The organism is Rhodococcus sp. 06-235-1A (assembly GCF_002258785.1).
Taxonomy (GTDB): Bacteria; Actinomycetota; Actinomycetes; order Mycobacteriales; family Mycobacteriaceae; genus Rhodococcoides.
Map to the genome: position 1 here is coordinate 78,614 of NZ_NOYI01000036.1, position 23,958 is coordinate 102,571.

At 61.4% G+C, this 23,958-nt stretch carries 23 protein-coding genes and 2 tRNA genes; 8 read left to right on the forward strand and 17 right to left on the reverse strand.

All coding sequences use genetic code 11. The annotated features are described in order from the left end of the window. Positions 1-96: 96 nt before the first annotated feature. The 5 genes from CH275_RS28365 to CH275_RS28385 all read right to left on the reverse strand — a co-directional run bounded on the left by CH275_RS28365 (position 97) and on the right by CH275_RS28385 (position 6,539). Positions 97-1,269 (reverse strand): site-specific integrase, encoded by a 1,173-nt coding sequence (locus CH275_RS28365; protein ID WP_027494235.1) that lies wholly within the window; start codon positions 1,267-1,269, stop codon positions 97-99. Between the two features lie 204 nt (positions 1,270-1,473). Next, entirely contained in the window at positions 1,474-2,706 is a 1,233-nt protein-coding gene (locus CH275_RS28370; protein ID WP_170944869.1) for a TniQ family protein, read from the reverse strand. After that, complete coding sequence (locus CH275_RS28375) at positions 2,703-3,641, reverse strand: TniB family NTP-binding protein (RefSeq protein WP_094681421.1); 939 nt, start codon at positions 3,639-3,641, stop codon at positions 2,703-2,705. Before CH275_RS28375 ends, CH275_RS28370 begins: the two co-directional genes overlap by 4 nt. 4 nt (positions 3,642-3,645) lie before the next feature. Further along, on the reverse strand, positions 3,646-5,325 hold the full coding sequence (locus CH275_RS28380) for a Mu transposase C-terminal domain-containing protein (protein WP_094681422.1): 1,680 nt from the start codon (positions 5,323-5,325) through the stop codon (positions 3,646-3,648). A 386-nt stretch (positions 5,326-5,711) separates the two neighbouring features. Beyond that, positions 5,712-6,539, reverse strand: coding sequence for a hypothetical protein (locus CH275_RS28385; RefSeq protein WP_143546089.1), 828 nt, complete (start codon positions 6,537-6,539; stop codon positions 5,712-5,714). A gap of 747 nt (positions 6,540-7,286) precedes the next feature. On the opposite strand from CH275_RS28385, the gene CH275_RS28390 reads away from it, so the two are divergent. Together CH275_RS28390 and CH275_RS28395 are read left to right on the forward strand one after the other, a co-directional pair. Continuing rightward, positions 7,287-8,165, forward strand: a complete 879-nt coding sequence (locus tag CH275_RS28390) for a serine/threonine-protein kinase (protein ID WP_170944868.1) — start codon at positions 7,287-7,289, stop codon at positions 8,163-8,165. Next, positions 8,162-9,331, forward strand: a complete 1,170-nt coding sequence (locus CH275_RS28395; protein WP_094681423.1) for a hypothetical protein — start codon at positions 8,162-8,164, stop codon at positions 9,329-9,331. Before CH275_RS28390 ends, CH275_RS28395 begins: the two co-directional genes overlap by 4 nt. Positions 9,332-10,443: 1,112 nt before the next feature. Here CH275_RS28395 and CH275_RS28400 read toward each other — a convergent pair. From CH275_RS28400 to CH275_RS28415, 4 genes are all read right to left on the reverse strand, one after another. Then, positions 10,444-10,908: a hypothetical protein gene (locus tag CH275_RS28400; protein WP_094634710.1), complete on the reverse strand. Its 465-nt coding sequence runs from the start codon at positions 10,906-10,908 to the stop codon at positions 10,444-10,446. A 116-nt stretch (positions 10,909-11,024) separates the two neighbouring features. Then, complete coding sequence (locus tag CH275_RS28405; RefSeq protein WP_094634711.1) at positions 11,025-11,384, reverse strand: hypothetical protein; 360 nt, start codon at positions 11,382-11,384, stop codon at positions 11,025-11,027. After that, positions 11,384-12,172 (reverse strand): ParA family protein, encoded by a 789-nt coding sequence (locus tag CH275_RS28410; RefSeq protein WP_094634734.1) that lies wholly within the window; start codon positions 12,170-12,172, stop codon positions 11,384-11,386. Before CH275_RS28410 ends, CH275_RS28405 begins: the two co-directional genes overlap by 1 nt. Before the next feature lie 1,123 nt (positions 12,173-13,295). After that, positions 13,296-13,508: a helix-turn-helix transcriptional regulator gene (locus CH275_RS28415; RefSeq protein WP_230595287.1), complete on the reverse strand. Its 213-nt coding sequence runs from the start codon at positions 13,506-13,508 to the stop codon at positions 13,296-13,298. 123 nt (positions 13,509-13,631) lie between these two features. Between CH275_RS28415 and CH275_RS28420 the strand changes: the two genes are divergently transcribed. Both CH275_RS28420 and CH275_RS30485 read left to right on the forward strand, forming a co-directional pair. Then, positions 13,632-14,264, forward strand: a complete 633-nt coding sequence (locus tag CH275_RS28420) for a helix-turn-helix domain-containing protein (RefSeq protein WP_094634712.1) — start codon at positions 13,632-13,634, stop codon at positions 14,262-14,264. Further along, positions 14,257-15,474, forward strand: a complete 1,218-nt coding sequence (locus CH275_RS30485) for a tyrosine-type recombinase/integrase (protein WP_094634713.1) — start codon at positions 14,257-14,259, stop codon at positions 15,472-15,474. Before CH275_RS28420 ends, CH275_RS30485 begins: the two co-directional genes overlap by 8 nt. A gap of 113 nt (positions 15,475-15,587) precedes the next feature. Here CH275_RS30485 and CH275_RS28430 read toward each other — a convergent pair whose 3' ends face one another. The 5 genes from CH275_RS28430 to CH275_RS28445 form a co-directional block, all read right to left on the reverse strand. Next, positions 15,588-16,253, reverse strand: coding sequence for a hypothetical protein (locus tag CH275_RS28430; RefSeq protein WP_141216546.1), 666 nt, complete (start codon positions 16,251-16,253; stop codon positions 15,588-15,590). 22 nt (positions 16,254-16,275) lie between these two features. Then, the gene (locus CH275_RS29315) at positions 16,276-16,512 is read right to left on the reverse strand and encodes a hypothetical protein (RefSeq protein WP_141216545.1); all 237 of its coding nucleotides are present in this window, start codon (positions 16,510-16,512) and stop codon (positions 16,276-16,278) included. A gap of 190 nt (positions 16,513-16,702) precedes the next feature. After that, a tRNA-Arg gene (locus tag CH275_RS28435) sits at positions 16,703-16,775 on the reverse strand. Positions 16,776-16,825: 50 nt separating this feature from the next. Further along, positions 16,826-16,915 (reverse strand) — tRNA-Ser (locus tag CH275_RS28440). Positions 16,916-17,038: 123 nt separating this feature from the next. Continuing rightward, complete coding sequence (locus tag CH275_RS28445; protein WP_094681424.1) at positions 17,039-17,803, reverse strand: dienelactone hydrolase family protein; 765 nt, start codon at positions 17,801-17,803, stop codon at positions 17,039-17,041. A 93-nt stretch (positions 17,804-17,896) separates the two neighbouring features. Here CH275_RS28445 and hisC point away from each other — a divergent pair, with 93 nt between their 5' ends. Continuing rightward, on the forward strand, positions 17,897-18,952 hold the full coding sequence (gene hisC / locus CH275_RS28450; RefSeq protein WP_094681485.1) for a histidinol-phosphate transaminase: 1,056 nt from the start codon (positions 17,897-17,899) through the stop codon (positions 18,950-18,952). Here hisC and CH275_RS28455 read toward each other — a convergent pair. Next, positions 18,941-19,990, reverse strand: a complete 1,050-nt coding sequence (locus CH275_RS28455; protein ID WP_094681486.1) for an alpha/beta hydrolase — start codon at positions 19,988-19,990, stop codon at positions 18,941-18,943. The genes hisC and CH275_RS28455 overlap by 12 nt on opposite strands. 291 nt (positions 19,991-20,281) lie before the next feature. Next, positions 20,282-20,485 carry a DUF3072 domain-containing protein gene (locus tag CH275_RS28460; RefSeq protein WP_037187289.1) on the reverse strand — a complete coding sequence of 68 codons (204 nt, stop codon included), beginning with the start codon at positions 20,483-20,485 and terminating at the stop codon, positions 20,282-20,284. Between the two features lie 143 nt (positions 20,486-20,628). Here CH275_RS28460 and CH275_RS28465 point away from each other — a divergent pair, with 143 nt between their 5' ends. Further along, on the forward strand, positions 20,629-20,982 hold the full coding sequence (locus CH275_RS28465; protein WP_094681425.1) for an excalibur calcium-binding domain-containing protein: 354 nt from the start codon (positions 20,629-20,631) through the stop codon (positions 20,980-20,982). Positions 20,983-21,062: 80 nt separating this feature from the next. Next, positions 21,063-21,983 (forward strand): pseudouridine synthase, encoded by a 921-nt coding sequence (locus CH275_RS28470; protein WP_179276391.1) that lies wholly within the window; start codon positions 21,063-21,065, stop codon positions 21,981-21,983. A 10-nt stretch (positions 21,984-21,993) separates the two neighbouring features. On the opposite strand, the gene CH275_RS28475 is transcribed toward CH275_RS28470, so the two are convergent. After that, positions 21,994-22,335 (reverse strand): DUF4288 domain-containing protein, encoded by a 342-nt coding sequence (locus CH275_RS28475; RefSeq protein WP_094681426.1) that lies wholly within the window; start codon positions 22,333-22,335, stop codon positions 21,994-21,996. Between the two features lie 364 nt (positions 22,336-22,699). On the opposite strand from CH275_RS28475, the gene CH275_RS28480 reads away from it, so the two are divergent. Continuing rightward, on the forward strand, positions 22,700-23,899 hold the full coding sequence (locus CH275_RS28480; RefSeq protein ID WP_143546902.1) for an MFS transporter: 1,200 nt from the start codon (positions 22,700-22,702) through the stop codon (positions 23,897-23,899). The last annotated feature ends 59 nt before the right edge of the window (positions 23,900-23,958 follow it).

Consider the following 23,958-nt stretch of genomic DNA (forward strand, 5'->3'; position numbering starts at 1 on the left):
TGATATCCGCTGGTCGAATCGAACCGGTGCAGTCGTCGTGGTCAGCATCTACCCCGGTCGCCCTATCGGCGTTCACGGGTGAAGTCACACGCCCGGTCATAGACCGAGTTCGGTGACCGCGTTGCCGACCAGAGGGGCGTGCTCGCGGGCATATGTCTCGACCATTGCGGGTGTGGTGTGCCCGGTCTGGCGCATGATCGCATGTGCATCGGCACCGTTACGGAAGGCTTGGGTGACGAATCCTGCCCGCAGGGAATGGCCGCCGAGCTGCATGACAGTCTCGGGGTCGTACCCGGCGTGAGCTGCGCGGCGGCGGATCGCCGCATGGACCGCTGCCCCGGACAACACAGTGTCGGAGAGGTTGCCGTTCTTGCGGACAGACCGGAACAGCGGCGACCGTTTCTCGGCGGTCGGCAGGGTGCCGCGGCAGAGATGGGAGTCGAATTGTGCTGCGCGAGAAAGCAGTCGAATGACGGCGGCTCTGCCCCCGGTGTCGAACGCGGCGACGATCTGCAGCCATCGCACCCACGCGCAGACCGGGCAGGATTCGTGGCAGTCGGTGAACGGAAGCGCTTTCACCGTTCCGATGCCGGTTCCGTCCTGGTCGGTCTTCGATCTTCGGATCCGTACGTGCGCACCGTCGAGACGGTCGCGGCGCACATCGCGGCATTCCAGCGCTACGAGTTCGCTGCGTCGAAATGCGCCGGTGTATCCCATCAGCAGCAGCGCGGTGTCGCGGCGTTCGAGCACCTCCGACGCCCACCCCGCTGTAGTGCGTCGGGCGTGGTCGACGATCGTGGTGATGTCGGAGGTCAGCAGCGGTGCGCGCGGGTTGCGGGGCCGCTCCCCCGCCGACGCGTAGTCCCGCCGGATACCGGCGAGGGTGGCGCGCACCATCTCGTGCCCGCACGGGTTGTCGTGTCCGGTAGCGCGGTGGCGGTCGGCGATCGCCGCAATCCACTTGCCGAACGTCGCGGCCGCGTACGCCCGCGTCCCGTCGACGGTGAGCGTGTCGGCCGCGGCGACGAGGTAGGCCGCCACTGTCGCGGGATGCGCCGGCAACGCGTGGTGCCCGGCGACGGTGCACCAGGTCTCGAAGCGTCGCCACGCCGAGGTGTAGGCCCGGCGGGTACCGGTCGAGCGGGACGCGGCCATGGAACGCTCGATCCGAGCAGCAACCTCGGGCGGTAGGTCTGGAAACACCGCCGCGGCACCCGGCACGACAGCCGGGATCGTGGTCGGGCCGTCTACGAGCTGGCGATCTGTCATGGCTGGACTGTAGCGGGCCCTCCCGACAGACTTCTCAGGCCGAAAGCACGCTGAGCAGGCGTTTCCGCGGACACGGTGCGGGAAGGAAAATTCTCGTCGGTCACCGCACACATAACGTTGGTGACTATGACCCCGGCGCGAAAACGGGCTTCTCGGCCGTCGCAGCGTGTGCGTCGCGGACAACCCCGCTCCATCGGGTGATAGCTACGTCGGCGGATGTTGCAGCGGGATCCCGTGGTCGAGGAACAGTTGCACCGTCTCATCCAGCGCCGCTGCGGTGCGGCACCCCCAGCGCAGGAAGTTGTACAACGAACTGGCGGATGCGGGATCGACGCGCGCTGCCGCGATGGCGGCCTCGGCCGCAGCGTGCGCGTCAGCCCACAAATCGCGCTCGGGTGCGGGATTAGACGAGCGCGTCGGAGCTGTCCCGGGATCGACCGGCTCATAGGGACGTGGGCTCAGCAGAGATGCGTGCGCACCGCCGGCGTCGACCTCACCGCTTTCGACCATCGCAATGCCGATCGCTGCGGCCTCCAGAACTTTCGCCTGCTCGTCCCAGTGCAGGTCCTCGAACGGAACCCACGCGGTCCGGAGCGGGCGAGAACGACCGGCGGCCTTCCAGATCGCAACGAGTCTTGTCGCCCACCGTCCGGTGCGAACCAGTGGTGTGGACACTTCGTCGGCGACGGTGCGCAGCAGCCGGAACCAGACTGCGGCGTGCACTCGGCCTGGGCCGAGTTCCACCCATCCGGTCGTCAGAGCCTCGGTGGTGCGCCGATCGAGTTCCGTGACCGCTGAGGGAACCGGAACGGGCGAGACCCGTTCGTCCGAACCGAACCGGACTTGGTCCCAGAAGATTGCATGACCAGGGAAAGCAGAGCAGGGTTCGAGTCGACAACGGTGGTCGAGGCAGCTGCTCAGCACCGGATATTGCTGCAGCAGAGTCATGTTGATATCAGCAGTGGATTCGAGGCTGTCGATACACGCCGGGCATGCCCGACTGCGCGGAGTGCTGGCCCACGGCAACCATGCGTCGTGCGTGGGTGTGCGGCGGCGTCGATCCTCCCTCGCGAGGTCGGCCGGTAGCAGGATCGAGAATTGGTGGACGTAGGTGTCGAAGTCGCAGTCGGCGGGGTCGGTGCTGTCGAGTAGCCACGGTGTCCACCCCGCCAACGTCATCATCCGCGCCCTCTCTACCGGGACTGCGCCGCGACCGGCCAGCTCGGCGAGGATCGGCTCCGGTGTGTAGCGGTCGAGATCCTCGACAGCACAATCGATATCGAGGTCTGCAAGCAGGTCAGAAGACTTGATGTGCGGATACAGCTCGCATATCCGGGCCAACCAGGACGAGAGGGCCTCGCCGGGCTGTGGCGGCGGGTGCAGCGGCCACGGGCGAACGTACGCATCATCGGGCATCGCCGCGAGCCGCGCGTTCACGCGAGGTGGCGTTCGAACTGGCGACGTCGCTCGGTGGGACCGAGGTACGGAGTGCGCGTGAGCACCGAGGAGGTGATCGCTTCCTCTCCGCTGTCGACGGCGGTCACTGCTGCGGCAGTGAGCAGCGTTGCCAGTTCACCGATGGTGCCCTCGGAGCGAGTGAGGAGGTAGTCGGTCATCTCCGGTGATGTCAGGTGCGAGGGTTTGCGGAGGGGGAAGCTCGTGGTGAAGCTGGCCAGCAGCGATCTGGTGTCGGCAGTGTTGGTCCAGACCGGCAAAGTCATGGGGTGGAATCGGTTCTCCAGCTGGGGATCGGTACGGATGGCGAGGTAGGCGTCACGGGTGCCGACAGCGACAAGAGGAATGCGTAGTTCGTTGCCCAGGAACCGCAGCACGTTCAAGAATTCGCGGCGGACGTTGTCGCGGCCGGCGAGAACATTGTGGAGCTCGTCGATGATCAACATCTTCACGCCGGTGGCGCGGAGCAGCATCAATGCTTGCTGTTCGAGTTCGTGGACCCGATTGCGTGGTCGGGTCGGTGTTCCCAACGCTATGAGCAGTGCGAGGTAGAACCGGCCGGGTGACGGGTCCGGGGGCATCTGCATACACAACACCGGTATCTGCTCGCGGTCGGACAAGCTGATCGGCGGATGAGTGCGCCGGAACTTTTCGATGATCATCGACTTGCCGTTGTTCGTCGGACCGAGCAACAGTAAGTTCGGCATACGCTGCCGGTCTGGCCACGACAACAACGACTCCAGATGGTCGACGACCGTACGGGCCTGCGGATACCCGATCCACCTCTCCGACCGGATCAACCGGATCCGCTCCGCGTCGTCGAGTGCGGTGAGCGGTCGAACCGACTCCCGCAGGTGCCCCAAATCCTCGATGGACGACTCGGCGGGTTCGTCGCTGCTTCCTGTCGATGCGGTCATCGCCTCACCATTCCTCGATGTCTCTGAAGACCGGCGTTGCGGTGCCGCCGCCCGCTCGAGGCTCCACCGGCGGGTGGATCGCCGAGATCGGTGCAGACGCGGCACCGTTGAGATGCATGCGGCGGGCACGGTTGCGCCGGGCTTTGCGGGTGGCTTTCTGCGAGCGGTCGGTGACCTCGCGCATCTGCTCGATCATCGAAAACAGTGCGCTCTCATCGACGTTCGACCGACCTTGTTCGCGGAGACGGGCGATAGCAGCTCTGTGCTCCCACAGTGTCACCGCGGGATGTGACATCGTCCGGTACGGCACCTCGACATAGCCGGCACCGTCTGGCTCGAGGACCCAGATTCTGCTCAGATCGCGTGGATCACGTCGTATCACGAACCGCCCCAAATCCTCTCGCCGCGCAACCCACGGTTTGAGCGCGTTCGAGAAGTAGTGCACGTGATCCAGAACGAAGCCCGTGCGCGTCAAACGTCGCCGGATGACGGGAAGAAAGTCCACCAGGAACGCGGTTTCGCCGAGCACCACACGAGGGGCATGACCAGCTGCGGCGACCCCGCCGGCCCACACGGCGGCCGGAGTGTTCCCGATCCCTGTGTGAACGCTCGCGTGATACGAGGCTATGGCCAGGACCAGCCAGCGCTCCAACTCATGCAATGTCAACGCCGCGTGCTTGTCCGAGTCGTAACTTCCTCGGTCCGCTGGGTTCGAGAAGGTGGTCCCAGGCAGCTCGTGCACCGCCGTCATCGCCGTTCCGATGATGCGTTCGACGATCCCGCCGTAGTGAGGTCGGCCCGGAGGACGGTATTCGAGTGTGATGGCGTGCTGGGCGCATCCGCGGCGCAGCGCTTCGCTTTTGAACTCGGAGGCGTTGTCGAGATACAACTGTTTTGGCTTCCCTGCCATCGGCCACTGCACCTGCTCCGCGAGCTCGCATGCCTCCAGCCATGTCTGCTTCTCGCAGCACACCCGGCCCAGGCACAACCCGACCGATACCGCTGATGGCGGCTCCAGAGTGACGACGAATCCGAGTACGGAACGGCTGAAGACATCGATGGCGATCGTCAGGTAAGGGCGACCGATCGGTTGCCGCTCGTACTCGTCAACGACCATCAGATCGACGACGGTGTGGTCGATCTGGACCTGATCGAGAATCCCCGAAACCGTCGGTGGACTGTCGCCGGCGGACTGACGCGGGCGGGCGGCATCGGGTCCTCCGCGGGACCTGGCGACCGATGCCGGATGGAGGGCGGCGATACGCGCAGTGACGGTGTTTCTGGCCGGCACCGGCAGACCCGCGCGGTGACAGGCCAGCGCGATACGTCGGTGCAGCGCAGCGACACTCGGCTTCTGGCAGTGAAGAAAATATCGAGTGAGATGGTCGCCGATCACGTCCTCGACGTCAGCCGCTACTCGGCTGCGGCCACGCCCTCCCGACGAGACCTTCGTCAGAAGATCGGTGACTGTCCCCGTCCCGTTCCTGAGCCTGCCGAGTAACGTGTAGACCTGCCGCCTGGACAATTCCAACCGCTGTGCTGCATCGTCAACCGCTTCCGAACGCACCGGATGCATCTCCAGCAAGGGAGCCAGGACAGCGAAACGGACCTCGGCCTGGGACCACCGCTCCCCCGACGCTGTCAGCACACCGGTCTCCACGACATCGAGCTTGTCGGGGTCCATCACAAGCCTCCCTGTCACCGAGAGCCGAACATGCGACCGTGCACCGCACTTCTGACATCAGAATGTCAGAAGACACGTGCACTCACCCTCGAAACGCCTGCAAAGAGTGCAGCCGTCGTCTGAAACTGACATGATCCGGCGGGACCTAAACGGCTCCGGGCCCTGTTCGGGACCGCGCCGACGGCCTGCGATCGCGCCTTCGTTCGGGCCGCACCCGTGTCTCACGGATCGGTGCCCCAGAAACGACCGTTAGCAAGACAACGCATGATCATGCATAGCCATGCACAGATCCCAACTCGTCGTTTAGCTTCCGGCGGCACAATCAGCATCGAGCTGGCGTCAAGCGTGTCAGCGGCAAACCTCTCGAATCGGGCAGCGTTAGGTAGCTACAGCTGTTTGCTGAGTTTGTAAAGATAGAAATAGGGCTCTTGATTGCGTTTGGTGATCTCGTCGAAGCGGGCCTTCGCAATACCCAACCCACTAGTGATCACGCCACCCGCCGCAGCGCTACCCAAGCCCATGGTGGCGAGGTCGGGCAGAGTGATTTGCGCGTCAGACAGCAGTAGAGATGCTTCTACGCCTACGCCGGAGACAACGGCGGCGACCGTGGTCTTCATCGCATTAGCGGCATCTAGCACGACCTTTGTCTTGGCCAGCTCGCGTTGAAAGTCACGCAACTTGGGCTCGACTTGGTCTCTGAACAGATCTTGGATGTCAGCTTCCAAATTGGAGTAGTCGAACGCATCTGACTTGATCGTTTCCGCGGCGATTTTCATCTCGGCGCGGTAGGACAGCAACGGTTCGCGCAGCTGATCTCGCGCATCGATAACGTCTTTCATTGACGCCTCGGGGAACGTGGGCAGTTGCGCAATCAACCCCGCACCCACGGCGGCTCTACGAGCTCGCGCCTGGGTGTAGTCATCCGTTAGCGGTTCGCCGGACGACTGCGCGTCCAAGACACGCCGCGACATCCTCTCGTCCAGGACCGGTTGCAAGCGACGATCTTTGAGCAGGCGGCCCAGTGCTTCGGTGTATACCGAAGCCTTGTCTTGGGTCGGGTCGAGTGCGAAACCATCCGGAGCGAGCGTCAATAGTCCGAGATCCATGACCTGCTGGAGGTCTTTCATGTGCCCTGATTCCAGTACTGAGCCGATGTCGTGAAGGTCGGGTGTCAGCTCCTGGATGGACAGCAGGTGTTCGACGGCCTCCATCATGCTGGCATTGATTCTCCGAGCGCGCCGGCGTATCTCTTTCCGTTGCCTGCCTGTCAGGGTTGAGTCTTGTAGAACCGAAGGGTCGAGTCCGAGCCCCCGGAGTACGTCGTCAGTGTGGGCAGCTAGGTATTCCATTCGTCGCTCGTAGCCAGCGAGGTCCGCGGCACAGAAGTCTTCGAGCATGGCCGCTGAGTACGAAAAGAGAGTTACTGAATCGGCGTAGAGAAGTGAGGACTTGACCATTCGGATGTCATCCTCAATTGAGAACGCTCCTCCGCCCCCTGAATGCGCAGTGACAACAGCCATACGGAGTGCAGAGGTTCGCCCGGCCGCTTCCAACCCTGTCTCCTTCATAGGTCATGACGTAACCGAGTCGCAACGCGGCGAACAACTGCCGTGCTTCGAATACTAGGTGTCTCACCTGCGAGTGTCCCGGCAACGTTCGTTTGTGGGGCATACGTCATCGAGGACCCAACCCGCCATCGCGGTCACTCTTCAGACCAAACCGACTCAGTTGATTCTGGCCGCGCCCGTGTCTCACAGATCGGTGGCCCAGAAACGACCATTTCTGAGGCACTGCTGCAAAATCAAGTTTGTGAAATAAGCACCACAAGGGTCGATTCGAGACATACTTGCGAATTGGCCCACACGCCCGTTGACCGCTACCCCACACTCCCGTTCACTGCTACTGAGTGCAGATCGACTCCCAGTATGCGAATATTGTCGGGTGAGCCAGAGCGAAAGCGCATGACGGTCCCCTTCTCCGATGACGAGTTGATGCAAGCATTTGCCGATTATCAACTGGCCTTACCTGAGCTAGGTGAGGGTTCTTACAAGGTTGCTTACCGGGGCCGTAGCGGATCAGACGACATTGTCATCAAAATTGTAAAGGAGCCACTTCCGGAGGACGACTTTGACTCCGACGACTCCATCCCGTTTCCGACCCGCTTCGGCCGCGAGATCGAGGGTATGTCCCAGGTCGATTCGCCCCACGTGGTAAAGCTCGTCGAGCCGCCCAGAAAATGCAGGCTCTCAAGACGAGACTACATTTGGTATGCAGAGCCCTACTACCCAGGGGGGACTCTCGATCAGGCTATTAAGAATTTCGGTGGAAACGAGGATCTTTCTCGACGTCTGGTTATTGCGCTACTTCGAGCAGTCAACGCAATGTGGTCGGACGCAGGAATTGTGCATCGCGACATCAAACCCGGCAACATCGTCTTCGACGATGCAGGTTCTCCGGTTCTGCTTGATCTGGGAATTGCGTACCACAATGATCTTTCGCCGCTCACCGATGCGTACGGCGCATCGCCACGCACAGGTAGATACGCCGCACCTGAGCAATTCGAGATGAGACGGATCGCAGAAATCGACTTCAGAACAGATCTTTTTCAGATCGGGATTGTCGCATTTGAAGCGCTTGTCGGGCACCATCCATTCTGGTATGAAAAAATAGACAGTAGCGAGTACTTTCGGAGACTACAAAGCTTCGACGCCTCCTCCTTTGAGGGCGTGTCGTGCGAAGAGGACCTGCAGGTAGTCATCACGCGTCTGCTGGCTCCGCGCCCCAGCCAGCGGTATAGAAATGTGTCAATTCCGCTACGCCGACTTGGAGTTACGGTATGAGCTTCTATGTTCAGCACGGATACGGCAAGGGCAGCAAGATCTTCGACGTCTCCGATCAGGGCTCCCTCTCCGGAGTCGTGCTCAGCCCTGGTGACGAAGATGTCGCCGCACTCACCACAACGGTGACGGGACTTCGGTCGAGGGGCCTCGATGCGCTCCTCGATCCTCAATCTTATATCTACTCCTCAACCCCAGCGGGTTCGGCTCGACGCCATTCATCTCACGCTTTGAACTTCCGCCGAATCAAGTGGTCACAAAGCGCTGGCGATGTCGCCAACCAAATAGCGTCAATCGAGGCCGCCAATACTGCGGTCGGAATTCACAACCGTTTGATAGCACCCACGTGCATCCAGTCGACTTTTACAGATATCTGGACACCTCTAGCACTCCAGTACGCCCGATCTGCCGTCGACGCATGGGGAGGAGATAGAACCATTGCCAGTGTCGCCATCGATGAGGGCGCGTTAAGTAACTGGAAAGACATTGCCGACTGGCTCGACGTTGTCACAACCATAGATGTTCAGGGTTTCTACATAGTTGTCAATCGGGCAACTAAAGGTTATCCGCCCGCACCGTGGGACTCGAACCGCTTGTCCAACTTGCTCCGGCTTATCTACACCCTGTCAGAGGTCAACGAATATGAAGTACATTGGGGGTATTCGGATCTCGAAGGACTCCTAGGTCTGGCCGCTGGCGCTACCGCAATATCTTCTGGCTGGTTTTACACCTTAAGACAATTCTTCATCTCCAAATGGCAACCGTCTCCCGCCGGTGGTCAGCCCCCAACTGCGAGGGTGTATCTACCCGCTCTGTGGGCCTCATTGAAGGCACAAGAGGAACTGTCATACGTTATGAACCTCCCCTACAGCGACGACATCGTGCTCCCAGAAATCAGCGCAACCTTCGCCGCCCGTGCCTTATCGTCCTGGACACGGGCGGAGGCCCAAGTGCAGTTCATGGCGCAACTGTCCAGAAGGGCCGAGGCAGGCACCACCTCAGCGGACGTACCGACTCGACTCGACGCAGTCGAAAAGTCACTCAACGAGGCATCGAGCCTGTACAGCCGTATTGCACGAGACCGGGTAGTGCTGCCGCCCGCTTACGCTGGACGCGTCACCAACTTGCTTCACGCGGTTGAGGAAATGCGCGTTGCAGAGGGAATCTGATCGCGCTGTAGCTGTCGATGCAGGAGCTCGAGAAGCCAGAGTTTTTGCGCGTCACCAAGCGGACGCTTAGGCGCGGTACGTAGCCACGACAGCCGATCGCCCGACATTTTAATCAGACCGCTCTCGTATACACCTAACGTGGGCAGGTCGACGCGAGCCGCAACGTTCTCTGGCATCAAAATTGCAGTGCGGTGGGCCATCGGCCCGAATCGCGCCACCTGTCTCACCGCACGTCGCCAGTCCGACATCTTCGCCTCCACTGCGAGTGAGTCGTGGACGAGGTTCCTCGCATGCGCGAGCTGCGAATCTTTCCAGTTTGCGGCCTGCATCTTCGACCGCAGGTCTCGGGCGTAAGTAGCCGACACCCCTACAGGTTCGTCGACATCGCCAGAAATAACCTGCGCCTCGGTGAAGGTCGCGAGTCGATTGGCCTTACGTAGGTACGAAATAAGTCCACTTGATGAGATTGCAAGTAGGAGCACATCCGGCCGACCTCGACCGATTCGTGGTTCCAACAGCAGATGGAGGCTACGACCTGCTCCAGGAGGCATAAGGTTGTGTGCGTCTTGAGCGAACGCTTCCGTCAAGCGGGCCTCGTGGATCGGTACCCCGACAGTCCGCGTACCCTTCCCTTTCGCCACATCCGCGACGACGTCGCTATGTTGTACCAAAACGCTGGTCGATAACAAGGTGTCCACCCCTCCACAATATGACCCCTGGCCTGTCCAGGCGCATCGGACTGGAGCCCGTGCCGTAACGACGGTGTCAGTCTCATCGGTCCTGGCCTGAGTAGGAGATCCGGACGGTGGCAGGTGGGGCTGTATCGGACAACGGAATGTCGAACAGATGCCTGCCTGCGGGGGCAACATCCACCTCCAGGATCATTCGAGGAGGACGTTATCGTGGAGTCGCATGGTGGCCGCGAACCCCTGTTACAACGCCTCCACCTTTTGTGCAACGCCCGAACCGATCTTAGCTTCTCCACCCTCTACGGCCTCGGCTTTATGGCCAACGTTAGCGATTCGGCCTGAGCGGTGGCTTCCGAACGGCGCACCATGGAGAGCACTCTGCCGTCGTAAAACGCCTTCGTGGACAGGGGCAGGAAGATCCGACTAGCGCGGCCACCACCGCACGAGCGCTCGAGCTCGGTCATGCAGCTCGTTGATTGAATCAACCAGGAGCGCCAGCCAAGTTAATGCACTTTCAGGGCTAGGAACGAGCGTCGATGGTACGGCGTTCTGAGCGGCATCATCGAGTTGGTTGATGTTCGATGGGTAGTCGGTTGTCTTCCCGTCAACGACGTTCGGTGCACCGTCCAACCCGTAGGTGATAACGAAGGTGATTTCATGTCGATTTGCTTCGGTGAAGTGTGCAGACAGAGCCAGTTGACCCCAAACGGAACGGTCGTAGACAACTGCACCGGACCGAATTGCGGCCTGCAGCAACCAGTGCGGAACAATCTTGCCGTGCATCCACGCTGAACCGCAGCGACGGAAGTCGATGTCGAGCGCCCGAGCTTTCGCCTCGTCCAACGTAAGCAACGGCAGGTTCTCGATACCGAGTACGGAACTATCCACCTATGTTGCCTCCTGATCTCCGGGAATGTGTCGGTCGGCAGCTGCGTCGGACCGACTTGGTGTGCGATGTACCCGCGATAGCGGGTGAAAAGTGCAGTGGCTAGGTAATAGACCGGTCAGCGAATCCTGGGTCCACGCGCGAGCGGACCTGTCCGTTTGGGGAACGGTTTGCCGTCGTTGAACCGGAGACGCAGCGACTCGAGGTACTCCTCCACCGCTGCGTTGACCAGATCCGATGGGCCACGCGGCGCTCCCGGTGTCGCGGATAGTGCCTCCGCGGCGTTGAGGAGATCGTCGACAGTGGCCGTGTAGAGATAGTACGAGCGTTTGCACTTGCTGTGATCCACCGTTGATTCCGAGTTCTTCTGTACCAGTAGGGTTTCTGCGACAGGCTGAGACGTGTCGTTGCCCGGGTGAGGTGGGTTCACGGGGCTTTGTCCGGCCAGTGCGCTCTTCATCCGCTCGGGCCGCGCCATCACTGCTCTCCATCAATGAGGATCTCGACTGTGTCGCGGTAGATAGTCCACAGGCTCCGCGCTTGGGTTGTTCCCCAGTCCTTCAGACTGGTCTGCGATTCCATCGAGTCTTTGATGACGACTCGTTTCGGCACTGGATCACCGAGAATGTCAATGCTGGCTGCAATCTCGATGAGCTGTTCTCGGCCGGCGATGGTTTGGTTCTCGTGCAGGTTGATCACCGCACCGAGAAGGCGGAGGTCGGCGTTGTAGCTTCGTCTGACTGCGTCAATTGTCCGGCATAATCGCGCCAAGCCGTTCGCCGAGAACAGCGCAGATTGGCTGACGACAACAACTTTGCGTGCCGCGACGAGTGCGTTGATGGTCAGCAGGTCCAAGCTGGGCGGGCAGTCGATCAGGATGACGTCGTACTGATCAGCAACGGTTTCGAGTGCATCTCGAAGTCGGCGTTCGCGCCCCGCTCCCGCAACCACCAGCTGGTCTCTCACATACGCGAGTGATTCGTTCCCGGGCACTGTCGGGACCAGGAAGACACCTGGCCAGATGCAGGGTACGACTGTGTCGCCGATCGTTGCTCCCGAAGAGTCCGAAAGCACGTCTGCGACACCAAGGTCGTCGAGAGCAAGAGTCTGTGCGGCGAGGACCGTACTGAGGTTGCCTTGCGGGTCTATATCTATGACGAGAACTCGTTTGCCCGCACGCGCGGCGGCGTCGGTGAGGTGGAAGGTCTCGGTGGTTTTGCCCACGCCACCCTTCTGGTTGCAGAACGCGATGATGTCAGCGGGCATGGCGGGTCTCACTTCCATTGCAGGAGTTGCGGGTGATAAGCGAAATGGTTGCGAGGGACGCATGGCACCCCAGTCTCCTGAGGGATGTATCTGAGCCGCGGCGGGCAATGGGTGAATAGGTCGCCTTACTGGTGACGGAGGCATCACCCGAATGGGGTCTATTGCCCGACAACACATGAGAGGGAAGCATCAGCGGTGAAGGACCTGTGGTTCGAGTGGGCTCTGTCGGATCCGATACGCCTGTGGCGTGTATTGCACCTGATGCACGCGACACTGGCACTGGTGGCCAATCAGGTGATGACCGATAGACGGGCGATTCAAGCCTTGCTGGTATTCGATGTACGGCCGAATACAGCTCGCGCAGTGCGTCATTGGATTCGTTATGACTACAGCCTGGATATTCATCACGCTTGGCCGCTGATGCCAAGGCAGGCTTGGGGATTCCGGCTCGATCGCCAATCCGCACAGGCAGTGACGGGTGAAAACGACGTGCGAGCGAAAGCAAGTGAGGCTCGATTCGATGATGGTCAGGGGTTCTCATGGGTCCTCTTCAGTAGTGACTGGGTTCAAAGGCGTGGTACTTCGTCGGTCTGTCTCGGACCCCCCATGGCCCCTGAGCCAATTTCCGCACCCACGTTGTCCGCTCCACGTCCGATAGCCCCGCGTCACGATGGACGCGCGGCTGCTCGGTATCGCCACTCGTTCGATGATCAGTCGAGCGTGTGGTGCCTCGAGGCCGGTCTCAGAGGATTTACACAGGGTGCACAGGCCGGCGGCAGGCTGGTGTAACGTCGGGCTCTGCCAGAAAACGACGCTGCTGCGACACATCAGGCCTTTGCTAGACGGTTCACAGCGAAGGCTTGTTCGAGTGCGAGCAGAGGGGTTCGACCGCGCGATCGCGAATCGAAGCGTGCGTCATCGCCCGTTCGGCCCCTGACCGAAATCAGGGGCGGAGAACGGTGCGTCAGCGAAATGTCTTGAATCACTTGTCAAGACGCTTTATGATCGGTGGCGAAACTCCTTCCTCACGGGTTGTGGTTTCGACGCCCTCGGCTTCGGTGCTGGTAACACCGAGATTCTCCGGGGGCGTTTCAGTTTCCTGAGGGGCAGTTGGCCCCGGGCCTTACGCGACGCCTGAACTGGCGTCGGATTCCGCCTCGAGACCTTCGATGTACTCATCGATGGCCGTATCCGGGATGAGCCGACGCTTGCCGACCTTCACGCTCCGGATTTCTCCGGACGCGATCTTGTTGAAGAAGTTGGATCGTCCAAGTCCCGTGCAAGCCATAGCCTCCGGGACAGACAGCAGCCGTCTGGGCATCTTCAGCACCTCCACTGATTGTGTGGTAGAGCCACATTTTGGGGGACTTATCGGATCAGTCCATGTGGTTCCACCACAGAGTAGCAACTACGTACCCCACCCACAAGACCGACGTATTTTCAGCTAGACTGCGTATCCATGACGCAGTCTTGGGCGGAATCAATCGTTGCCCGGGTCGCCTCGGAAGTTCGCCGACTCCGGGGTAAAGACCACTCCGCACTGTCCGCGGCAAAGCTCGCCGACAGAACCGTCGACTTCGGGTGGGGAATCTCCCGGTCGGTGGTTGCAGACTTGGAGACAGGTCGAAAGAAGAGCCTTGACATCTCGGAACTGCTCGTATTGGCTGCGGCACTGGGAGTCTCACCTGCACAGTTGGTCTTCCCCGACCTTCCCAAAGGGAAGGTCGAAGTACTCCCTGGGCTGCCGCAAGAATCTCACGATGCCCTCCGCTGGTTTAGCGGCGAGGCCGGACTCATGCGACCGAGCTCGGAATGGACCGAAGAGCAATCAGAAACTCCTCTCGACATGTGGGTCCGAGACACCTTCGACCCGAGAAACGATCGTGTCGGAATCACTCGCGAATGGCTCGATGCACTCAAGGCCATGCGTCGCGCCCGGGTACAACTACGAAACGGATTGTCCAAGAACGAATCCGCCGAACATATCGAGTCGATGCAGTATCTGTACGAGGATGCACGACGACGCTCGGAGGAGCTCTTTCGACGGATGACAGAACTGGGCATGAACACACAGGACGAAGAGGATGGCTAGGCAGCGCACTGCCCCTGGAGAGTGGGGAAAGATCACGAACACAAAGCGCGGGTCGGCTTTCGTCGCAAAGGTTCGTATCCGAGATTCCGACGGCGTGCGCCGCTTGGTCGAGGCAAGCGGCCGGTCCCCAGAGGCCGCTCGGCGGAACTTGAACGCGAAGTTACAGAACAGGCTGGCACCAACCCGCGCAAGCGGCCTGACGAGTAGTTCGACCGTCTCAGCCCTGGCCTCGAGTTGGTTTGCCGAGCAGGAACCATCACTGGCAGCGCAGTCCTACAGCCGCTATCTCGATGTTTGGAACAAGCTGTGTGCACCGGCCATCGGTGAACTACTTGTCAGGGAAGTCCGCACAGGCACCGTAGATTCGTTCCTCCGAGAACTGGCCGCGCGAGCTCCCAGTAGCGCCCGCATTGCACGTGTGGTGTGCACAGGAGTCTTCTCCAAAGCCGTCCGATTGGACCTCATGCCACAGAACCCGGTCCGAGAAGTGGCGCTGCCGAAGAAGGCCAGGCAGCCGGTCAGGTCCGTCACTCTTGACGAGCTGAACGAGATCCGAAGCCGAGTCGCAGCTTATTGCGCTCACGAAGAGGTTCTCGCGGACGGGACGGTGAAACGGAAGCCTGGCCCCAAGCCTGGCCAAGACCTACAAGACATCATGGACCTCCTGATTGCGACTGGGGCTCGGATCGGAGAGGTGCTAGCTCTTCGCTATCCGGATCTCCGTCTCGACGTCAGCCCTGCGACCGCGACGATTCAGGCGACTTTGATAGTTCCTCGGGTTGCGGGCGAGCGCCTATGGCGTCAGGAACACAGGAAAGGCGATTCCCCGCCGTTGACATTGGTTCTGCCCGAGTTCGCAGCGACGATACTGAGGCGCCGGGCAGAATCGCCGATATTCATCAACCCTCACGAGGCAGTATTCGTGACCAGCACCGGAAACTGGCTTTCGCCATCCAACGTCAGACGATCGTGGAGGGCTGCGCTCGGCGCGGATTTCTCCTGGGTGAGACCGCATTCTTTCCGCAAGACGGTTGCCACATTGATCAAGGAAACCTATGGCATCGAGACCGCGCAAACCCAGCTGGGGCATTCATCGACGCGTGTCACCGAAGCTCATTACATCCAACGGATCAATTCTGCGCCAGATCTGACCGCAACTCTAGATCTGTACGGACCCTCGAACTACTCCGACGAGTCATCAAATCTGTAACTCGGGTGGCGTCAGGTCATGCTGGTCAGGGACGGCGTGTCTGAATCGGATCGGTAGAAGATCCTCGTCTCTCGGAGCCCACTCACTGAATACTCGCCCATGACCTGGGCTGGTCACGACATCACTCCCGTGGCGAAGCCAAGTGATACCACTGACAACGAATAGGTCGGTTGGTTGAAATTCCCGTGCGTGATTGACCTCGCCGTGGGTGAGTTCGACGGCATTGGGTTCCCCGTCGAGCCCTTCACTTCGACATGCCGCTCGCTGGCTAGGTCCCCAGAACCGAAAAGCAGGAGGTCGAAAGGCCGGGATGCGCCGACATCCTTGCACTCGTACCCGAGCGACTCGTAGTGCTGAATCGCCTGCCGCACAGCCTGCATCTCGATCGCTCGCCGGACCTTGGGGTCCGACACGTGACCTGCCTCGAGGGCTTGCCGGCGATCCGAACGCGCCGTCGACGACGTCTCCGATCCCTTGCCATCCACGCCTCGGTCGGCTGAAGAGTGGATCTGCGCGACAGCAAGTTCTGGCAGCACACCGAATAGCGCGGAGGGGAATTTGCTGAGGTACCCACCTTGTTTGGGGCGGAGGGTTCCATTCGAGAGAAATGCGAACGGAAAGTAGACGCTTCCGTCACGGCCGATCTCGAGGACATCCTGCACCGAGCGGATGGCGGGTAGGCGTTCGTTCAAATCCTGGAAGGTAACCGACGTCGAGAACTCCGTGTAGTCGCGCAACAGAGCTTCTCGGCCGCTCGCGGGGCTGTTGTCGTTGTACACGAGGTTGTCGACCTCGTACGGCTCACCGTCGACGATCGACCAACCGACGAACCTGGATGGCTTCCCATCCCGGGCTGTCGTCCAGTGGAGTACGACGTCGCCGTCCCGAACGTGGTTGACGAGCTCCCAGTACGGAGTCGAGACTCCGTTTCGCTTCGCGAACGGGACTCTGATTTCCATCGCCGAAATCGTCGCGCCTGATCGTCTCCATCCAATACCGCTCGGCAGGGTCCGTCAGCCACCACTCGTTGATCGTCACGACGCCACTGTGTCATGGTCGAGCCGTTCCAATGTTGGGACTGAGGCTGTCCGGCCCCGACACCGTGAACTCAACACTTTCGTGCCGAATTCCGACCAATGTGTTGAGTAAGTGTTGAGCCGGGCGCAACTCGGATGGTCATCGAAAATGCCCCGAACCGCATCGCTGCAGCTCCGGGGCATTTCTTCTGTGCGCCCGAAGGGATTCGAACCCCTAACCTCTTGATCCGTAGTCAAGTGCTCTATCCGTTGAGCTACGGGCGCATGTTCAGTTATCCAACTGGTCTAGCTGAACGATAAAAATCTACCGTTCGTGGCGGAGGCGAGAGGATTTGAACCTCCGGTCCCGGTGAAAGGACAAGTCATTAGCAGTGACTCCCATTCGGCCGCTCTGGCACGCCTCCTAGGCTGCCGGCCCTCTCGGACCGCCGAGGAAAGAGATTACACACGGCAAAGGCCAGAAGGCAAAACGGCTGGTCGACGCCTCAGGTTCGCACGGCGTTCGCGTAAAAGATGCTTGTTGCTCGTCAGCGCATGAAGCTGTCGAACCAATCGAAGATTCGGGTCTGCGCATCGACGAGCGCGGCCTCGGCCGGGTCGGTGTGATCGCTGCTGCCCGGTTGCTCCCTGGGATGGTCGGCCCGATGCTGCACACCCGAGTAGCTGACGATGTTCGTGGCCACTGAGGCACGCGTGGCAGCGTCGCGGAGGGCTTCGATGTGTTCGGGTGGGGTGTGCGGGTCGTCCTCGCCGTAGAGACCGAGCCAGGGTGCCTGCAGCTTGGGTGCAGCCTCGACCAACGCGACCGCGTCGGAGTTGAGCGGCTCGATGATGCCCGCCGCGGCAACGCTGACCGCTGCTCCGACCGGACGACTGGTGGCCACGATCAGAGCTGCAGTGCCTGCGTCGTCGAATCCGATGACCCCAACACAATCGGGATAGACCCCGCGCTGAACCAGCCAGTCGGAGGTGGCGTCGAAGTCTGCGAAGAGGTCGTCGCCGAAGACTTCCTTGTCGTCGCCGTGGCCCCGGTGAAAGAGGTTCGGGGCGACGGCGAGCCAGCCCTCCATCGCCAGTGCGCGCAGCAGGTCGAGCAGAGACTGTGGAATTTCACGCGCCTCGTGCAGCACGACGATTCCGCCGCGCGGTCTGCCCTCCGGTTCGATGGCCGTCAGAGGCACCTTCTCTCGTGGGGGAGATTCGTGCGCGGACGTATCCACCTCGTCGTCCGCGCCGACTGTGGGCGCGGTGGCGGACCGAAGGACTGCGACGTCGCTGAAGATTCCCGACATACTTATCGAAGATAGGACGATCGGTCCGGTCGTGCACAGCAATAACACGGACGCGTAGAAGTCAACCCCGAACCTGAGCGCATAATGGCAGCCGTGACCGCGCACATCCGCCCCGACCTCGACGCAATCCCCGCTTACATTCCCGGCCGTAGCTTTCCGGGAGCAATCAAGCTGGCGAGCAACGAAACAACGCAGGGCCCGCTGCCCAGCGTGCATGCCGCGATTGCCGAGGCCGTCGGTGGCGTCAACCGCTACCCCGACATCCGGGCGACAGCACTCGTCGAATCCTTGGCGAAGAAGCTCGGTGTAGCGACCGAAAATGTGGCCGCAGGTAACGGTTCGGTTGCACTGTGCCAAGAGGTCGTTCAGATCACGTGTGGCCCCGGCGACGAGGTGCTGTTCGCATGGCGTTCGTTCGAGGCGTACCCGATCATCACGCGCGTTGCCGGTGCGACGCCCGTGCAGGTTCCGCTGACCGCAGACCACGTGCACGATCTCGACGCGATGCTCGCGGCCATCACCGACCGCACCCGCCTGATCTTCGTGTGCAACCCCAACAATCCGACCGGAACCGTCGTCCGGCGCGCCGAGCTCGAGGCCTTCCTGGACGCGGTGCCGTCGAACATTCTCGTCGTGCTCGACGAGGCCTACTTCGAGTACACCCGTCCCGCCGCTGACGGCGATCACGTCGACGGCGTCGAACTCGCGCGTGGACGACGCAACGTGATCGTGTTGCGCACGTTCTCGAAGGCCTACGGACTCGCGGGCCTGCGCGTGGGCTACGCAGTTGCCGATCCCGAGGTGATCACGGCTCTGTCCAAGGTGCGGATTGCGTTCGCCGTCAGCACGATTGCGCAGCAGGCGGCGCTGTCGTCTCTGGAGGCCTCGGCGGAACTACTCGCCCGCACCGACGCCCTCATCGTCGAACGCGACCGCGTACGCGACGCTCTGGTCGCAGGAGGCTTCGACGTCAACGCATCGCAGTCCAACTTCGTGTGGCTGCCGTTGGCCGAGAAATCAGGCAAATTCGCGTCAGCTGCGGCCGAACAGGGCCTACTGCTGCGCGCCTACGGAAACGACGGCGTGCGGGTCACCATCGGCGACCCGCACGAGAACGACGCGTTTCTGAAGTTCGCCCTACAGGCCTAGCGCGCTTTCGAGCGTCGGCCAGGATTCACGCAGGTCGTCCTGCCAGTACGGCCAGCCGTGAATGCCGTAGGGGCGATAGACGGTTGTCGCAGGGATATCCAACGCGCGCAGTCTCGTGTCGAACACTGTCGTGCAGTACAGCGCGGCGGCCTCGAGGGGCCCGCCCATGAGCGCACTCTCCGGTCCGCTACCGCCGGGACCGAGTTCGTAGGGGCCGGGCAACCCGGTACCGACGGAGATGTAGACGTCCTTGCCGCGGAGGGCTTCGGCGTTGGCGGATGGGTCGTGCTGCACCCACAGAGGATCGGTGTTCTCGCCCCACATGTTGGACGCGTTTCCGCCGTTGGTCGCGACGGTAGCGCGCACCGCGTCCTTGAAGTTGGTCTGCGAATTGTCGTAGCAACCGCTCAAACCGGCGACGCCGGTGTAGAGCTTGGGGTGACGCGTGATCAGATCCATCGCGGCCTGCGCGCCCATCGAGACACCCGCGATCGCGTTGGTGCCGTTACCTGAGAATCGCGCATCGATCAGCGGCGGCAACTCCGACGTCAGGAACGTCTCCCACTTGTTCACACCGAGCACCGGATCCGGAACATTCCAGTCGGTGTAGTAACTGCTCGATCCACCGACCGGGAGCACTACGTTGACCTGCTTGTCCGCGAAGAAATCGACGATGTCGGTCTTCTGCGTCCAGGTGCTTTCCTTGTAATCGGATTCCTTACCTGCGCTGACGCCGTCGAGCATGTACAGCGTGGGGCGGGACACGGCCTGCGCGGCCGGAAGAAGAACCTGGACCTGGATGGCGCGGCCCATGGCGGGCGACTCGACCCACACCGCAGCACGGCGGTCGGTCAGCATGTCGACACGATCGATGCGCGCCGACGCCAACGGCAAGGACTGAGCTTCCATGCCGGGCACCACCACACCGCCACCATCGGCACTGCCGGTACCGGGAAGCGGCTGCGCCCCGGCGAGACCCGACCCCAGCAGAGAAACTGCCAGAGCAGTTCCCGCTACTGCCAACACACGACGGTGCATCTGATTGCCCATCCTCCCCCTGCGCACCCATACGGGGCGCAACACAAACAACTTCCGTTACTCAACGTACCCACCGACACGCGCGTACGCCGAAGCTGTGGGTCCGCTCACAATAGCCGCGGGGAAGCGGGTACAAAAGTCTGCGAGATCCTTTGTTACATGTACCCATGAAATAACGGTCTACCTGGTCGGATGCAGTCGCTGACACAGAAGCCGAGAGGGCACTCGATGTGACATTCGGTGGCCTTTTCGGGGGTCGATGTCACATCGAGTGGACTTCCCGGTCGCCTCTCAGCCGCGGCCGGTTTCGCCCTGCAACTTGTCGATCATTTCGGACGCCTGCGCCTTGTTGAGACCCTCGGGAACTTCCTCGCCGGCTTCCTGCGCGAGGGTGCCCAGATAGCTCTTCTGCGGTCCGGTCATCGGCTCGTCGCCGGTGACCCAGTCGTCGGGATCCTTCTCGGGGTTCTGGTTGACCTGCTCGTTTTCGCTCATACGTTCGTAGATACGCCGAATCGACGGGTTCCAAACACGTCCGTGTTCCAGGAGTCGCGGGCGTAGGTCGTGCGAATGACTTGATTGACAGTTCAATGAGCGCCCGAGAATGCTCCAGATCACACCCCCTCGATTGGAGTTCCATGAAGACGAACAAACTGCTGGTCAAGATCGGAATTGCCGGCGCGATCGCAGCAGCCGCCTTGGTCACGACGCCTGCGGTCGCCTCGGCCGATCCGATCACCGATTTCCTCTGCAGCAGCGGTTCGGCGCAGTTCTGCCCGGCGCTTCTGCCACCACCTCCGGCCCCGCTGGCGGCACCTGCTCCTGCGCCACAGCCTCAGGGCGCTCCGGCACCCGCACCCCATCAGGGCGGGGCATTCCAATACAAGAACTGCGATGCGGCCCGCGACGCCGGTGCCGCTCCGGTCTATCGGGACGAGTACGGCTACGGGCCTCACCTAGACCGCGACGACGACGGCGTCGGCTGCGAGTAGCGAATTCGCACTTGTGCAGGCAGGAAGTCCACCGAATCGTCTGCTCGAGTGCGACCTCGGCAGGCGGATACGCTCACCCAGTGAGACGACGCCAGCAACCGCCCCTGGCGAAGCGGCACGGTCTGGACCCCGCGCGCATCCGTATGCCCGAAGACGGAACCTGGCGCACCGTCCGCGACTTCCTGACAGCGACCGAGCCGAGGATTCCTCGACACCGGATCGACGCGATGCTCGACGCCGGCGAGGTCGTCGATATGGCAGGGCCCATCTCACCCGACGCACCGTACGTTCCCGGCGAGGCAGTCTGGTTCCACCGCGATCTGCCATCGGAAACCGTTGTGCCGTTCGATATCTCGATCGTGCACCGCGACGACGCGCTACTGGTGATCGACAAGCCCCATTTTCTGCCGACCATCCCCCGAGGCGGACACATTCTACAGACCGCACTCGTGCGACTGCGTCTCGAACTCGACCTCCCGCAGCTGGTGCCCGCGCACCGACTCGACCGCGTCACCGCGGGCCTGGTTCTGTTCGTCGTAGACCCGGCACTTCGCGGCGCGTATCAGACACTGTTCCAGGATCGGAAGGTCCGCAAGGAGTACGAGGCGATTGCGCCCTACGACCAGTCGCTGGCGCTGCCCGCCGTCGTCCACAGTCGAATCGTCTCGGACAATGGCCACTTCACCGCCCGCGAGGTCGACGCAGAACCCAACGCGCACACCACCGTCGAACTCGTGGACCATCGAGACGGACTCGGCCGGTATCGACTGACACCGTTGACCGGACGCACCCATCAGCTACGTCTGCACATGAATTCACTCGGCGTGCCCATCCTCGGTGACGATCTGTACCCGACGGCTACCGACCGGGCCGTCGACGATTTCACCGAACCACTCCAATTACTCGCCAGTGCAATCGAATTCGTCGATCCGATCTCGAAAGCAGTACGACGCTTCGAGACGGAGTCGAGACTCGAGCGTTGGGAGAGCAGAGAAGGATGACGTCCCGCGATCAGGTCGTCAAGGGATCGCGTCCCCCGAGCATCATCTCGAACTCGGAGTAGGTCTCCAGAGAAGCGAAGTGACGCGAATAGAGATCCACGACGTCTTCAGTCGGGTCCTGAAGCGTCGGAGCTACATCGACCAGGTGCGCCAATCGCACATACGACCGATCGTCACCCGTGCCTGCGGCGTATTCCAGTTCGTGCACACGCTTTTCGACCGTTTTTCTGGCCGCGGCAACACTTTCCGCATGAACCACATAGAAGTCTTCCCGATAGTACTTGCCGTCCCCGGCGGTCTTACCGAGCTCGAATACCACGATTCCGACATAGGTCTGCTTGGCAGCGTTCATACCGCCGAAGGTAACAGCGCGCCCTCCAACAGCGAGACTGTACGAAAATACCGCGCGAAATGTTTTGCCTTCCGCAAAGCGGCACAGTCGACGTGCGTGCGTCGGGACTGGACCACCGATACCGCCAGCGAGTCAGCTGGCCCGCGAAGACCTCGGGTTGACGAACCCGTCGGCGTGGGCAACGATTGCCGCCGTCCCTGAAAACGGGACATCCGGCTTGTTTAGCAAGGTTCGTCAGGTGTCGCAAATAACTCGCGGGGGGATGTTGGATGTCTCGGCTTCACGCTTCGCTGAGCGCAGCCGGAACCAACCCACACTGCTCAGTCGATGCTGCGCGAGATACCTCAGTGGGGCGGTGCTCCTGATGCCCGCGCAACACTTCCCACGCCGTCTTCTCCTCACCATAGATTTCGGCGTCCGCTTCGTCGGCACTGCGTGCTACACCGTCTTCATTGCAGGTGTCTACAGCCTGTCCGGCAATGCGTTCCACGTCGGCCTGCTGGGTGCGATGATCGTGATTCCCGCGCTGGTGGTGTCGACGGGAATCGGCAAGGTAGTGGGCCGATTCTCTGCACGGCACACTCTGAACGTATTGCTGGTATCACGGCTCCTACTGTTCTTGATCGTGGTCGTGACCCCACCGTCGCTCGCATCACTTCTCGTATCCGCTGCGGTGAACAGCTCGCTCCATCAGACATCCCTCGTCGTCAAAATGTCTCTCGATGCGTCACTCATGACAGACGACTCACGGGTCGAGTACTTGAGTACGAAAGGCATGCAATCGAGCGTCGTACTCACTGTCGCCCCGGCCGCTGGGGGTTTCCTGTTCGGGCTGGGGGGATTCGCAGGCGCGCTGAGTGTGATGGCGTGCGTCATCGGACTTGCACTGGTTGCAGTGAATCTCCTCGAGATTCCCGCATCGACGAGACAGCCCGGCGGTGTGGGTAACGTTGCTGACCGTCCATCCGCACGGTCCAGCTGGGCCGCAGTACGTGCTGTTCCCGCGCTGCACGCCGCGCTCATGCTGTACTGTCTCGTCGCTGTAATTCTGGAAACGGAAGCCCCACTTATCTTTCCGTTCGTCGACGAGAAGCTGGCCCAAGGGCCGATGCTGGCAGGAATCCTGCTCGGCGTGAGCGGTCTCGGAGGCGTCGCCGGTGCCGCTGCTACCAGGATTTTCCCAAGGATGTTGGTGCCGTCCACCATCAAGTGGCTGATTCTGGCCGACGGCATCGTCTTCCTGCTCTTCACGCTGACCAGCAACGTGATTGTCTCCATTTCGCTGTTCGCTGCCCTGGGTGCGATGGGAGCGATCACGCTGGTCATCGTCGAATCCGCAGTACAACGGGAAGTGGACAGCAAAGACCGGCCTTTCGTATTTTCGTTGATGCAGTTCTCGGCCGGGGCGGGAGGTGCAACCGTGGGAATTCTCGCTGCATTCATCGCATCCAGGGTCGGAACGCCGCCGGTTCTTGCTGCCTGTGCACTGCTCGAGATTCTCGCGGCTGTCTTCCTGATCGGACGTGCAGTCGTTCCGGTACGCCGAGCCGAAGCCCGGCCGTGACCGATCGTACGAGTTCCCGCTGCCGCGAACTGTTCGGTAGCTTCGTGAGGATAGAACCG

Coding starts and splice junctions, on each gene's coding strand:
- CH275_RS28380 (WP_094681422.1), bottom strand. CDS start 5,325: ATGGACCCCGACAAGCTCGATGTCGTGGAGACCGGTGTGCTGACAGCG.
- CH275_RS28475 (WP_094681426.1), bottom strand. CDS start 22,335: ATGAACGCTGCCAAGCAGACCTATGTCGGAATCGTGGTATTCGAGCTC.
- CH275_RS28420 (WP_094634712.1), top strand. CDS start 13,632: ATGACGCAGTCTTGGGCGGAATCAATCGTTGCCCGGGTCGCCTCGGAA.
- CH275_RS30485 (WP_094634713.1), top strand. CDS start 14,257: ATGGCTAGGCAGCGCACTGCCCCTGGAGAGTGGGGAAAGATCACGAAC.
- CH275_RS28445 (WP_094681424.1), bottom strand. CDS start 17,803: ATGTCGGGAATCTTCAGCGACGTCGCAGTCCTTCGGTCCGCCACCGCG.
- CH275_RS28460 (WP_037187289.1), bottom strand. CDS start 20,485: ATGAGCGAAAACGAGCAGGTCAACCAGAACCCCGAGAAGGATCCCGAC.
- CH275_RS28395 (WP_094681423.1), top strand. CDS start 8,162: ATGAGCTTCTATGTTCAGCACGGATACGGCAAGGGCAGCAAGATCTTC.
- CH275_RS28455 (WP_094681486.1), bottom strand. CDS start 19,990: ATGCACCGTCGTGTGTTGGCAGTAGCGGGAACTGCTCTGGCAGTTTCT.
- CH275_RS28375 (WP_094681421.1), bottom strand. CDS start 3,641: ATGACCGCATCGACAGGAAGCAGCGACGAACCCGCCGAGTCGTCCATC.
- CH275_RS28365 (WP_027494235.1), bottom strand. CDS start 1,269: ATGACAGATCGCCAGCTCGTAGACGGCCCGACCACGATCCCGGCTGTC.
- CH275_RS28465 (WP_094681425.1), top strand. CDS start 20,629: ATGAAGACGAACAAACTGCTGGTCAAGATCGGAATTGCCGGCGCGATC.
- CH275_RS28405 (WP_094634711.1), bottom strand. CDS start 11,384: ATGGCGCGGCCCGAGCGGATGAAGAGCGCACTGGCCGGACAAAGCCCC.
- CH275_RS28385 (WP_143546089.1), bottom strand. CDS start 6,539: ATGATGGAGGCCGTCGAACACCTGCTGTCCATCCAGGAGCTGACACCC.
- CH275_RS28410 (WP_094634734.1), bottom strand. CDS start 12,172: ATGCCCGCTGACATCATCGCGTTCTGCAACCAGAAGGGTGGCGTGGGC.
- CH275_RS28480 (WP_143546902.1), top strand. CDS start 22,700: ATGCCCGCGCAACACTTCCCACGCCGTCTTCTCCTCACCATAGATTTC.
- CH275_RS28390 (WP_170944868.1), top strand. CDS start 7,287: ATGACGGTCCCCTTCTCCGATGACGAGTTGATGCAAGCATTTGCCGAT.